This window comes from Rufibacter hautae (genome assembly GCF_008271695.1).
In the GTDB taxonomy this organism is placed as follows: domain Bacteria; phylum Bacteroidota; class Bacteroidia; order Cytophagales; family Hymenobacteraceae; genus Nibribacter; species Nibribacter hautae.
Genome location: NZ_VKKY01000001.1, coordinates 1,599,666 through 1,611,974, shown reverse-complemented (window position 1 = coordinate 1,611,974; position 12,309 = coordinate 1,599,666). Strand labels below are relative to the sequence as shown.

8 protein-coding genes are annotated in these 12,309 nt (G+C 54.9%); 5 read left to right on the top strand and 3 right to left on the bottom strand.

What is annotated here, in order from left to right; translation table 11 throughout:
- Nucleotides 1–26: 26 nt before the first annotated feature.
- From FOA19_RS06145 to FOA19_RS06130, 4 genes are all read left to right on the top strand, one after another.
- Entirely contained in the window at nucleotides 27–1,142 is a 1,116-nt protein-coding gene (locus FOA19_RS06145; RefSeq protein ID WP_149089875.1) for an efflux RND transporter periplasmic adaptor subunit, read from the top strand.
- A gap of 72 nt (nucleotides 1,143–1,214) precedes the next feature.
- Nucleotides 1,215–1,700 carry a hypothetical protein gene (locus FOA19_RS06140; protein ID WP_149089874.1) on the top strand — a complete coding sequence of 162 codons (486 nt, stop codon included), beginning with the start codon at nucleotides 1,215–1,217 and terminating at the stop codon, nucleotides 1,698–1,700.
- Between the two features lie 135 nt (nucleotides 1,701–1,835).
- The gene (locus tag FOA19_RS06135; RefSeq protein WP_149089873.1) at nucleotides 1,836–2,945 is read left to right on the top strand and encodes a DUF3616 domain-containing protein; all 1,110 of its coding nucleotides are present in this window, start codon (nucleotides 1,836–1,838) and stop codon (nucleotides 2,943–2,945) included.
- Between the two features lie 140 nt (nucleotides 2,946–3,085).
- Nucleotides 3,086–3,976: a carboxypeptidase-like regulatory domain-containing protein gene (locus FOA19_RS06130; protein ID WP_149089872.1), complete on the top strand. Its 891-nt coding sequence runs from the start codon at nucleotides 3,086–3,088 to the stop codon at nucleotides 3,974–3,976.
- 363 nt (nucleotides 3,977–4,339) lie between these two features.
- Here FOA19_RS06130 and FOA19_RS06125 read toward each other — a convergent pair whose 3' ends face one another.
- Nucleotides 4,340–7,462, bottom strand: coding sequence for a glycoside hydrolase family 3 N-terminal domain-containing protein (locus tag FOA19_RS06125; protein ID WP_223808756.1), 3,123 nt, complete (start codon nucleotides 7,460–7,462; stop codon nucleotides 4,340–4,342).
- A gap of 96 nt (nucleotides 7,463–7,558) precedes the next feature.
- Nucleotides 7,559–8,614 (bottom strand): S66 peptidase family protein, encoded by a 1,056-nt coding sequence (locus FOA19_RS06120; RefSeq protein WP_149089871.1) that lies wholly within the window; start codon nucleotides 8,612–8,614, stop codon nucleotides 7,559–7,561.
- Nucleotides 8,615–9,025: 411 nt separating this feature from the next.
- Between FOA19_RS06120 and FOA19_RS06115 the strand changes: the two genes are divergently transcribed.
- Nucleotides 9,026–10,411: a D-alanyl-D-alanine carboxypeptidase/D-alanyl-D-alanine-endopeptidase gene (locus FOA19_RS06115; RefSeq protein WP_149089870.1), complete on the top strand. Its 1,386-nt coding sequence runs from the start codon at nucleotides 9,026–9,028 to the stop codon at nucleotides 10,409–10,411.
- 651 nt (nucleotides 10,412–11,062) lie between these two features.
- On the opposite strand, the gene FOA19_RS06110 is transcribed toward FOA19_RS06115, so the two are convergent.
- Entirely contained in the window at nucleotides 11,063–12,259 is a 1,197-nt protein-coding gene (locus tag FOA19_RS06110; RefSeq protein ID WP_149089869.1) for a C40 family peptidase, read from the bottom strand.
- Nucleotides 12,260–12,309: the final 50 nt, after the last annotated feature.

The following is a 12,309-nucleotide window of genomic DNA, read 5'->3' as shown; positions in this document are numbered from 1 at the left end:
CATTAACACATTAGCACATTAAGAAAATGAAAAAGGTATTTCTAGGGTTGTTCATCGTCTTGTTTCTGGCCGGCAGCGTCTGGATTGGCTATTACTTCTACAAGAAGTCAAACGCAGACCCGGTGGTGTATAAGACCGAGAAGCCGTTCTACACCAACATTGTGAAGAAAACCGTGGCCACGGGCTCCATTGTGCCGCGCAAGGAAATCCAGATAAAGCCGCAGGTGAGCGGCATTGTGGAGGAACTGTACGTAGAGGCGGGCCAGACGGTGCGGGCCGGGCAAACCATTGCCAAGATCAGGATTGTGCCCAACATGGTGAGCGTGAACAACGCCGAGACCGGCGTACAGACGGCCCGCATCGCCTTTGAGCAGGCCAAACGCGAGCTGGCCCGCCAGAAGATGCTGTATGACCAGAAAGTGATTGCGGAGCAGGAATACAACAAGTTCGTGCTGGACTACAAGCTGCGCCGGGAAGACCTGACCTCGGCCGAGAACAACCGCCAGCTGGTGAAATCGGGTACGTCGCGGCGTACGGGCGGCTCCAACATCATCATCTCCACCGTGGACGGCATGGTGCTGGACGTGCCCGTGAAAGTGGGGGCCTCGGTGATTGAGCGCAACAACTTCAACGAGGGCACCACCATCGCGGCCGTGGCCGATATGAAAAGCCTCATCTTCGAGGGCAAGATTGACGAGTCTGAGGTGGGCAAGCTGCGCGAAGGCATGGATTTGAACCTCACCATCGGGGCCATCGAGGACAAAGTGTTCAAGGCCAAGCTGGAGTACATCGCCCCCAAAGGCGTGCTGGAGGAAGGCGCCGTGAAGTTCCAGGTGAAGGCGCAGGTGATGCTGCAGCCCGGCGATTTCCTGCGGGCCGGCTATTCTGCCAACGCCGACATTGTGCTGGACCAGAAACAGAACGTGCTGGCTATTAAGGAAGGCTTGCTGCAGTTCGGCAAGAAAGGCAAAGACAGCGTGTTTGTGGAGGTGGAAACGGGGCCGCAGCAGTTCAAGAAGAAACTGGTCAAAACCGGCCTGTCTGACGGCATCAACATCCAGGTGGTAGACGGTCTCCAAGCCAATGACAAAGTGAAAGTGGTGGAGGCGGCTTCGCCGGATGAGGAAAAGAAGGCCTCGTAAAGAATAAATGAAAGTAGGCGCGGCCGCAGGCGCCGGGTCAAAACAGTGTATCAACTCTCAAATACAAACCAGATGAAAAAGACAAAGTGGATGGCCTCCGGGCTTCTAAGCATGGTTTTCTCCCTGTTCATGCTCACGGCGCAGGCGGCGGGCATCAGCCCTACCGAGCAGAAGCTGGACAAGATCCTGAACACCTATGCCACCAAGATGAAAGCGGCCTTTCTGGAGAAAAACGACCAGAAAACCATCGCCCTGATCAAGAGCGCCTCAGACGAGGCCGGTGCCGAGATGCACAAACTCAAACCCGAGCTGGAGAAGTGGGCCCAAGACCACAAGGGTTTAAAAGGCGCCGAGAAAGAGGCGTTTGAAAAGCGGTTCCAGGCCAAGCCTTACTTCAAGACCATCTTTGAGGTGATGCTGAACCCGGCCGTGGCCCAACGCCTGCAGGCGAACCCGGCTCTTGACAAAGCCATCAAAGAGGGCAACAAAGCGTTCCCCAACTTTAAAAACGCCGAGGATAGCAACCTGGAAGAATCCTCTGAATCTGACGAGGGATAAATTCTTTTTCCGCTTCTGCTCCTAAGCGCGACAACTCTGCCCGGGGTTGTCGCGTTCTGTTTCTGCCTTGTTTCAGGGAAAAGGGCCTCAAAACCCTTGCCGTCACACAGGCGCTCACCCAACCAAAAACCAACCATGAAAAGCCCCGCTTTCACCGTTCAACTGCACTTTGAGTCTGAGCACAGCATCACCGCCACCGGCAAACACGTGCGCGACGGTCTCTCCGCCGTACTTCGCACCGGCGATTACCTCTGGATGAGCTGCGACGAGCAAACCACCCTGGAGCGCCTGAAACTCACCGGTGACCAGACCTTTGGCGAGCACGTGCATTTTGACCTGAGCCAGTACTTGGACCTGCCCGACGGCACCAACTCAGAGATTGACATTGAAGGCCTGGGCGAAGGCGGGGGCTACCTTTGGCTCGTGGGTTCGCACAGCCTCAAGCGCAAGAAACCACGCAAGGAAGATTCCGTGGAAAAGCAGATCAAGCGGCTGGCCAAAGTCTCCTCAGACCCCAACCGGTACCTGCTGGCCCGCATCCCGCTGGTGCATGACCCCGAGACCGGCGAATATACCCTGGCCAAAAAGTGCGCTGACCCCGAGGATTCCTCCAAAAAGCTACGTGCCGCCCAACTAGCCAGCTCCAAGCACGGAAACCAACTCATGGATGCCTTCCAGGAGGACATCCACTTGAAAGATTTCCTGCCCATTCCGGGGAAAGACAACGGGTTTGACATTGAAGGCCTGGCCGTACACGAGAACCGCATCTTTGTGGGGCTGCGCGGCCCGGTGTTGCGCGGTTGGTCAATGGTGGTGGAACTTCAGTTGGAAGACGGGGAGGAGAAAGGCACCCTGCAGCTCAAGGCCAACAAAGACGGCTCGCTCTACAAAAAACACTTCCTGCACATGGTGGGCAAAGGCGTGCGGGAACTGCGCGTGAAAGACAATGACCTCTATATCTTGGCGGGCCCCACCATGGACCTAGATGGCACTATTGCCGTGTACCGCTGGCCTAACGCCATGGTGCAATCGGTAGAGGGCGAGCAGATCGTGCACCGCAAAGAACTGGACCACCTCTTTGACGTGCCCCACGGCAGCGGTTCCCATACGGGCCTGGACAAAGCTGAAGGTCTGGGCATCTATGACGAGGAGCATTTGCTAGTGGTTTTCGATAGCCCCAGAGACGAACGTAAAACAGATAAAAATGCTGTCACCGCCGATGTGTACCGCATCAAAGAGGAATGAAAAATTTAGAGCCGGTTTCTAAATAAGTTGCCTTGCCCGGCGTTGACAGAAAGATTACTCTCTTCAATCAACAATGGCCGTTTCGGGGCTGTTTTCTACAAAGCAGCCCCGAAATAGTTTCTATCCCATTCTCGCGCTGCATGAAACACGTTTTCTCCCTGTTCTTGGTATTCTTGTTTTTTGCCGGCACCGGGTTTGGCCAGGTGAAAGGCACCATCACCGACAGAGCCACGGGCAAGCCGGTGGCCTTCGCCAACATCTGGGTGGAGGACGAGAACTTGGGTACCACTTCCTCTGAAAAGGGCGAGTTCGGGTTTGCCGCTGTGGGGCTGCAGGGAAAAACCTTGGTCATTTCTTGTTTAGGCTATGAGCGAATGCGCCTTCCCATCTCTGGCGGGAGCCTGCGCATTGCGTTGGTGCCTTCGGCGGTGGCCCTCAACGAGGTCACAGTGAAGAAAAGCACCAAACGCAGCAAGTTCGTCATCAACAAACTCGACGATAATACGGAGTATTCCTTCGGGAGCAACGGCACGCCCTGGATTGTAGCCCAGTACATTCCTTACAAACCCGGCTATGCTGCCACGCCTTTCCTGGACCAGATTTCGCTCGTGACCCTGAGTAACCTTAAAAATGCCTCCTTTAAACTGCGCCTCCTGCGGATAGGCGAAGGCGGTGCCCCCGGCCCCGATCTGCTTTCCACACCTCTCCTGGGTACAGCCCCGAAAGGCATCAAAACCGTGACCCTGGATGTAAGCCAGCACGACCTGCAGATGCCGGCCAAGGGTTTCTTCATCGCGTTTGAGTGGCTCGTGATCAAGCAGAACCGCTATGAGGCCGTTGATCCTGAGACCGGCGCCAAAGAAGTACCCGCCAGAATCTCCTACGAGCCCAGTATCAGATGCTACGGCCCTGACCAACGCACCCCCAACGGCTGGATCTACCACCAAGGCAAATGGGTAAGCACCAGCCAACGCGAAGGGGATGCCATCTCTTTCGCCACCCCGCAATTCCAGCTTACGCTAAGTAATTGATTGATTGATTGAATCGGAATAACAAGAATTCCCCTCCTGGGAGGGGTAGGGATGGGTTAACCGGGAAAGGCGTAAACTCCCCGCCAAGCCTTCTCTCTTCTTTTCCGTCTCTTTCTCTCTACTTTGTCATCCTGAAAGGACCTTGCGAGCGAACTAGACAAGCTTTGAGTGAGCGCTATTACAGCTTGCCCACAAGATCTTTCCAAGATGACAATCGGGTAGGGACAATCCTGAAAGGATGCTTTGTTTCTGGCCTCTTTTCCTGAAATCAGGTCAGAACCATTACTGAGAAACCTCGCCAAACAGAAGAGCCGCCCCGGGTTACCTAGGCGGCTCTTTTGTTTGACTTTCTATTAAAAGCGGTTAGTTGCGCTTGCTTTCCACAGTGTCTGGCTTAGGCGGCGAGACGCGGGATTTGTCAATGGCATCGTATACCACCTGCATCACCTTGGTGCGGGTGTTCAGCTTGCTTAGGACAGAGCTCTCGCGGGTGGGGTGCACGCGGTTAGACAGGAACACATACACCAATTGGTTCACTGGGTCTACCCAGGTGTAAATGCCCGTGAAGCCAGTGTGCCCGAAGCTCTCGGCCGGGGCGCTCTTGGCGGCGTTTCCGTTCTCGGTGCCCGGCTTGGACGGACGGTCAAACCCGAGGGCGCGGTAGTTGTCTGGGCAGAACTGGCATTTGCTAAACGTGCTCACCGTTTTGTTGGCGATGTAGCGCTTGCCGGCATAGATGCCATCGTTGAGGTAGAGTTGCATCACCTTGGCCAGGTCATTCGCGGTCCCAAACAAGCCGGCGTGCCCGCTGATGCCGCCTAGCATGGCTGCACCCTCATCGTGTACGGTGCCGTGCAGCAACTGCTTCCGGAACAGAGTGTCTACCTCGGTAGGCACAATGCGCGAGAGCGGGTAGTACTTGTAAGGGTTGAACGTGAGCGTGGAAGCGCCCAGCGGTCCGTAGATGTTCTTCTTCAGGTAGGTCTCAAAATCCTCGCCGGTGATGTTCTTCACTACCAGCGGCGCCAGAATGAAAGACAGGTCACTGTATACATAACCCGGCTTGTCGTTTAGCGGCGATTTTTTGATTTCTTCGTAAATCTCCTCGGCGTAATCTTTCCGGATGAACAGGTTCTGGGCCACGCGGTACGGGAATTTATCAGAAGAATCCGCCTTGAAGATATTCGGTTTCAACTCGCCGTTGGCTTTCACGGTCTCTCTCCAAAACGGAATCCAGGATTTCAGGCGGGCCTGGTGCGTGAGGATGTCGCGGTAACGGAGGTTCTCTTTGTTAGAGCCTTTCATCAGGGGCAGGTACTCGCCCAGGGTTTTGTCCACGTCAAACTTGCCCTCGCCGTTCAGTTTCATGAACGCCGCCAAGGCAGTGGTGATCTTGGTCACCGAGGCCAGGTCGTACAGGTCTGTGTTCTTCACCGGTGTCTGGTTCTCAAAAGTATGATACCCAAAGGATTTGGCGTAGATCACTTTTCCGTTCTTGGCAACCAGCACCTGGGCGCCAGGCGTGCCTTTGGCTCTAATGGCTTGGTTTACCAGCGTGTCAATCTGCGCGAAATCCTCTGACCGGAGACCCACAGCCTCTGGTTGGGTGTAGGCCAGCCGAAGCCCGGCATCGGTTTTAAGGCCGTCGTTGATCTTGAAGTAGGCAGACACGTTCACCGGCAGTTTGCCTTTGGCGCCCACGCCTCCGAAGATGATCTGCGCGGCCACGTCCTGCGTCAGCTCGTTTTCCTGGTAAGCGGCCAGCACCCCGTGGGCTTTTTCAATGTCTTCAAAACGGTTGAGGCTGTACACGTTCCCGAACACGCTCACGATGGTCTGCTTGGAACGGATAAGGTCTTTCAGGAACAGGTTCATCTCGGCGGTGATTCCGAAGGTACCGTTGCCGGAGGCCTTCAACTGCAGTTTGTGCACGCCCACCAAAATGGTGTTATAGTCCTTCAGCTTGTCTTTTAAACCCTGCAGATCCGCGATGGAACTGGTGGGCGATAAGAAGAAATTATCCACTTTCGCGTATTTGGCCAGGTTTCGCTGGAAATCGGTCTCGGTGTTGGTGCCTAAGGCCAGGGCGGCAATCTTGAGGGTGTCCAGCGTTTTGATGGGCAGTACGTTGTTCTTGTTGCGGAGCAGCGTCAAAGAAGCCTCGGTCAACTGGCGGTTGATGAAGTCGGCGGTGGGGTTGTTCAGGTCCTGGATGAGGTTTTTGGTCTCAATGGGCTGCATTTTGTCCAAGCCCAGCCACTGTTTGGCGGCCAGCACTTTCCGGCAGCGGGCATCCACCTCGGCCTGGGTGATTTCCTTGTTGGCGATGGCTTTTTTCACCTCGGCAATAGTGGTTTTCACGTCCATGGTGTTCAGGAGCACATCGTTTCCGGCCAGCAAGGCTTTCACGTCTACAATGCCGGGCGCGTAGAACTTGGCCACCCCTTGCATGTTCAGGGCATCGGTGAAGACCAGGCCTTTGAAGCCCATCTCTTTTTTGAGCAGATCACTTACAATACCTTTGGAAAGGGTAGAGGCGACGTCTTTGGTGTTGTCCAGCACCGGAATGTTCATGTGCGCCACCATCAAACTGCCCAAACCGTTTTTCATCAGCTCTCTGAAGGGGTACAACTCCGTGGAGTCCAGGCGAAGTTTAGAGAAATGCAGGACCGGTAAGCCGTAGTGCGAGTCCACGTTGGTGTCGCCGTGGCCGGGGAAGTGCTTGGCGTTGGCCATCACTTTGTTGTCCTGCATGCCTTTCATGTAGGCCATGGACTTGCGAGACACGTTGTATTTGTCTTCGCCGAAGGAGCGGAACCCGATTACGGGGTTATTGGCGTTGTTGTTCACGTCTACCACCGGCGCGAAGTTCACGTGGATGCCCAAGCGGCGGCATTGGCGCGCGATCTCGGCGCCCATGTCATAGATGAGTTTCTCGTTCTCAATGCCGCCCAAACTCATTTGGTACGGGAACCGGGTGGTGCTGTCCAGGCGCATGCCCAGGCCCCACTCGCCGTCAATGGAAATCATCAGGGGCACCTTGCTTTCGCGCTGGTAGCGGTTGGTCATGTGCGCCTGCCGTACCGGTCCGCCCTGGAAGAAAATAAGCCCGCCCACCTTATAAGTAGTCACCAACCGGCTGATGGAGTCAATGTGCGCCTGGTCTTTGTTGGAGTACACCGGAATCATGATCAGCTGCGCGATGCGCTCCTCGGGTGTGAGGGTCTTGAACACGGAATCTACCCATTTCTGGTTCGCACCCAGGAACGGCGGATCGGTTTTAGGATTAAACACCGGTGCTGCAGGCTTCTTGGCCGCTACTTTCTTGGAGACCGGGGCTTTCTTTTTGGTGGCCGCCGATGCCTTTTTGGAAACGGTTTTGGTGGTTTTCGCGGATTTCTTGCCGCGGGTCTGGCCATGCAGGGAAATGAACCCTACCGCAAAGAGAAAAATGAAGACGAGGGGGAGAAAACGGAGTTTTTTCAAGGCAAAAAGCAAGGATTATGGAAGTACGTAGCGCGAAAGAGTGCAAATTACGGCATTATTCTGGAAAACAGGCTCATAACAAAGCAAAGTTCCAGTTTACGCCACGGCACCCTTCAATAACCGGATAGTTCCCGCAGTAGCGTCTATCTTGGCCTCGGCTCCTACTGGTACGGTGAATTTGTGGGTAATGTGCCCAATCATGGCCCCGGAATACACCGGAATTTTCAAAGGCTGCAGGTGTTGCTCCAGCACTTCCTCCAGCGTTAACGAGCCGTAACCGCCTTTGCCAGGGTCACAGTCTGAGCACTTGCCAAACACCACGCCTTTCACCTGGTCCAGCACCCCGGCCAATTTCAGTTGCGTGAGCATGCGGTCTACCCGGTACACGGCCTCGTTGGTGTCTTCCAAGAACAGGATGGCGTCTTTCCAGTTGGGCAGGTAATCTGAGCCTATGATGGCGGTGAGCACTGTTAAATTGCCGCCTACCAGTTTGCCCTGCGCCGTGCCGGGCGTGATGGTGGTGATGCGGTCTTTGGTGATGGTGAGGTTGTCGCCCAGTTCTTTGGGGTTCTCAAACAAGGTCGCGCTGCCATCTACCAGTACCTGCCGGAAAGAGTCAACGGAGAACTTGTTCCAGGTGGCGGAGCCCACCGGGCCATGGAACGTTATAAGTCCGGTTTTCGCATTGATGGCCAAAAGCAGCGCCGTGATGTCTGAGTACCCGATGAGCGGCTTGGGGTTTTTCTGGATGGTCTTGTAATCCAGCAAAGGCAGCAATCGGGCGCAGCCCCAACCCCCGTGAATGGCCAGAATGCCCTGCACCGATTTATCCGCGAACATGGCATTCACATCCTCGGCCCGCGCCTGGTCTGTACCCGCCAGATACCCGAACCGGTCAAACACGTGCTTGCCCATTTTTACCTTCAGCCCCAGCGCCTCAATAGACTCTTTGGTGATCTGCACTACTTCTTTGCTGAACGCCGCGCCTGCCGGACAGATGAGGCCCACCGTGTCGCCGGGTTTAAGGCGAGGCGGTACAATGGTTTTAGGACCTTTCTCAGGGGCGGTAGCCGGACTGAAGCCCAGCAGAGGAAGGGCCGCAGCAGCCACAGAAAGCGAAGCCAGCACCTCGCGGCGAGATCTGAGTATCATAAGAAAAAAGGTTTAGCAGATGGATGGGAATAACTCTGCGTTAAAATAATGAGATTGTTTCTGTTTCGCGTGTTTTAAGGCTCATTTTTAAAATAGAGGCTGAAAACAGGAACTCGAAAAAAAATTAACTCCAAAGGGAAGAACGCATTCCGTCCCCCTTGGAAGGGGGTAGGGGGATGATTACTCGTGCCAATCATAGTATTTTCGATAGGTAGGGGCAATCCCTTGTGGTTGCCCTTGCTGTTGGCGGAAGATAAAGAGTTCTTGAAAAGGCATTGTCATCACGGGCCTTCAAAGGGGGACGGAATGCGTAAGGTTTTTTCCAAGAAGAGAAGAAGCCCGTAATTTTCTGCAGGAATTTTTGATGCTGTCAGAATCTTGGACTAATTATGGGTTCTAAACTGTTCCTGTATGTCTGTTAGTTTTCCGGGCCGCCGCTGGCTTTTGTTTCCCTGTCTTTTCCTGCTGTCTCTGCTGGGCTGCACCACGCCCAAACAGGCGCCAGTTGTGACTACGGCTCCTGCGCCACTGCCACCGCCACCCCCGCCATACGGACCAGCGGAAATCAAGCGTCAGGTGCTGGCCTCCGAGATAGGGAAGAACCGGTTTGTGGGCTTCGCGCTGTATGACCCGGCCTTGGGCCAGATGGTGGTGGAGCATAACTCCGATAAGTACTTCGTGCCGGCCTCCAACACCAAGCTATTCACCTTCTACGCCAGCCTGAAAATGCTGGGCGATTCTATTCCGGCGCTCAAATACGTGGTGCGCGGCGATTCATTGATTTTCTGGGGCACCGGCGATCCCACGTTCACCCACATGGACCTGAAGAACACCCGTGCCTATGATTTCCTGAAGAACCGCAAAGAGAAGCTCTATTACCTGGAGGCTCCCTTTAGTAGCACACCCTTCGCGCCCAATTGGAGTTGGGATGATTATAATTATTACTACCAACCAGAGCGCAGCGTGTTTCCCATCCACGGCAACGTGGTAAAGTTTACCCGCAAAGACGGTCTCACTCAGCGCTACACCACCACGCCGGCCATCTTCAAGCCCTCTATTAAGACCGATACCGCCCGTTATCCGCACAAAGACACCTTCGTGCGGGCCTGGCGCACGAATGAACTGACCTTTTACCCCAAGCATGCCTCGGCGGATTTCTCCGTGGAAGTGCCGTTCATCCCATCTCCAGAAATGACCGTGCGGCTCCTCGCCGATACTCTGAAGAAGAAAGTAACCCTGTTGAAGAACCGTGCCCTGCCGCAAGGTGCCCAAACGTTCTATGGCCTGCCGTCAGACTCGGTGTACAAGCGCATGCTACAGGTGAGCGATAACTTGTTTGCCGAGCAGCTGATGGCCCTTTGCTCCGGTACCTTGTCAGACACGTTATCCATTGAGCGTGGCATCAAACACGCCGTGAAGACGTATTTGGCAGACTTGCCAGATGCGCCGGTTTGGGTAGACGGCTCGGGTCTCTCCAGCATGAACCTGTTCACGCCGCGCAGCATTATTGCTTTGCTGCAGAAACTCCAGCAGGAGCGACCCACCGAGCGCCTGCTTCCGCTTATGGCTACCGGCGGCCGACCCGGCACTTTCCGGAGTATCTATAAAGCAGAACCGCCTTTCGTCTTCGGGAAGTCTGGAACGCTCGCCCACGTGCACAACCAAAGCGGTTACCTCCTGACCAAAAGCGGAAAGCTGCTGCTGTTTAGTTTCATGAACAACAACTTCAATGCCTCGTCCACTGATATCCGCAATGAGATGGTCCGGATTATGACGGAGGTACACGAGAAGTACTAACCATCGTCTTCAAGTTTCAGTGAAGTCCGTTTTGAGGCGCTTTTGGTAAAACGAGCCTTGAAACGGACTTTTCTATTGATAAAGCTTTTGAGGATGGTTGGAGCTAGAAAGACAGTTGAAAACAGGATGCCTACCTCTAACCCTTCTCTTTCCTGTCTTTCCTGGTTCAAGTCTGTGACTTGGACCTATCATGGTCTGCAGTTTGCAACTGCAGTGAGGCGCTAGCCTCAAAACCACCTTGTAGGTTATTACTTTCTATATCTGTTCTTACCTCTCAAGGTTGCAGATGCGGTCTGCCCGCGTTTGTCACTTTTCTCCTTGATGAGAAAAGTAACCAAAAGAATCAAGAAGCCTCAAACTCGCTGACGCTCGAACAGTGAGGCTTCAGTAAAGTACCACCTGGCAAAAGCCTTCTGTTTCATGGCTCACTTACGTCACTGCCGGTTGAACAGCCACTGCCTGCGCTCGTCAGTGGTTGGGTTACGCATGCGCCCAACCTCCGACGAGCTGCATGAACTGCTTTGCTAAGGAGCCGTTGCAATGCCTTCATCGTCCTGGCGGACGGAAGAAATGGTAAAACAAAGCGCCTCGTTTTTGGCCTGTTCTGGAGGAATCAGGGTGAAAACGAGGCGCTTTGTTTATTGGTTTGGCTTATTGGAACAGCGAGGCGGTTCTGAGGTCTATGAGGGAGGCTTGCGGGGAGATGCGTTTGGCTCTTAGGAAGCGGTTGCGCTCGTAGGCATCGTGGTTGGGGGCAGCGGGATCCATGCTGTTGATGCGGACACGGCCCGCCGAGTGAATGAACTCGTTGTTCCCGATCCACATGCCCACGTGCACCACCCGCTCGGACTTGCCGTCTTTGGCCGGTGTCCCGAAGAACAGCAGATCGCCGGGGCGCAGGTGCTGGAAACCTTCTTTGGTGTCAATCAATTCGCCAACGTGCACCTGTTGGGAGGCATCGCGGGGCAAAACCAAGCCATTCATGAAATACACGGTTTTGGTGAAGCCGCTGCAGTCTACGCCTTTGAAGGAGGTGCCGCCCCAAAGATAAGGCAAGCCCAGCAGCCGCTTGGAGGTTTCCACCAGGTTCTGCTCGGTGGGTTGGCGCGAGGCAGCCCAGTCATTGTACTTCTGAACCTCGGGGGCAGAGACGAAGGCAGAGCGGCCATCGGGGAAGGCCACTTCATAGAAGCCTTTGGTTTGTTTTTTCAGCACCAGCACATCGCCATACACTAAGTCAGACACCGTGGCGCCTTGCGTGTTAGTGGCGGCGTAGGCAAAGCCGTAAGGGTTGGTGTACAGGAGTTTCTCGCCCTGCTGCCAGGCCATGAAGGCGGCGTTGACCATGAGTTTGATAGCGCTGGCATCTACCCAGGCCAGGTATTTGTCTGGCGTCTGCACCAGATACCAGCCGCTTCTGTGTTTCCAGACGCGCAATGGGGTGCCCATGGTGGCCTGGGTGGCGAGTTCGGCAGGATGTTTTGGTTCTGAGCGCAGGTTGGCCACCGACAAGGTGACCACCGCGAAGGTGTTTTCTTTGAGCCCCGCTTCCGGCAAGACCTGGATGCTGTCCTGGAAAGAGATGCCGGCCGTTTGCAGGCGCTCCAGCAAAGCGGTTTTGGCAGCGGGTAGATTGGTCTCGCCGGTGAGCACCAAGCCCTTGGTTTTTACGTCGAAGAGGGCTACCCGCTTGTCTGGGGCAAATTGCTGCCGCACCGCCTCCACATGGGGCGCCAGCGCCGAGGGAGCCTCCGTGGTTTTCGCCTGACCCAGGTCGGGGAGGGGTTTGCTGCTGGTGCAGGCCGCTAGAAAACTCAGCAGGAGGAGAAAATAGGGGGTCTTCTTCATGTACACTTGGTCTGAGGGCGAAATATAGGGTTTTTCCTTTTAACAGGAAC

Bases quoted from the DNA above. Each gene is read 5' to 3' on its own strand.
- FOA19_RS06140 (WP_149089874.1), top strand. From the start codon at position 1,215: ATGAAAAAGACAAAGTGGATGGCCTCCGGGCTTCTAAGCATGGTTTTC.
- FOA19_RS06110 (WP_149089869.1), bottom strand. From the start codon at position 12,259: ATGAAGAAGACCCCCTATTTTCTCCTCCTGCTGAGTTTTCTAGCGGCC.
- FOA19_RS06145 (WP_149089875.1), top strand. From the start codon at position 27: ATGAAAAAGGTATTTCTAGGGTTGTTCATCGTCTTGTTTCTGGCCGGC.
- FOA19_RS06130 (WP_149089872.1), top strand. From the start codon at position 3,086: ATGAAACACGTTTTCTCCCTGTTCTTGGTATTCTTGTTTTTTGCCGGC.
- FOA19_RS06120 (WP_149089871.1), bottom strand. From the start codon at position 8,614: ATGATACTCAGATCTCGCCGCGAGGTGCTGGCTTCGCTTTCTGTGGCT.
- FOA19_RS06115 (WP_149089870.1), top strand. From the start codon at position 9,026: ATGTCTGTTAGTTTTCCGGGCCGCCGCTGGCTTTTGTTTCCCTGTCTT.
- FOA19_RS06135 (WP_149089873.1), top strand. From the start codon at position 1,836: ATGAAAAGCCCCGCTTTCACCGTTCAACTGCACTTTGAGTCTGAGCAC.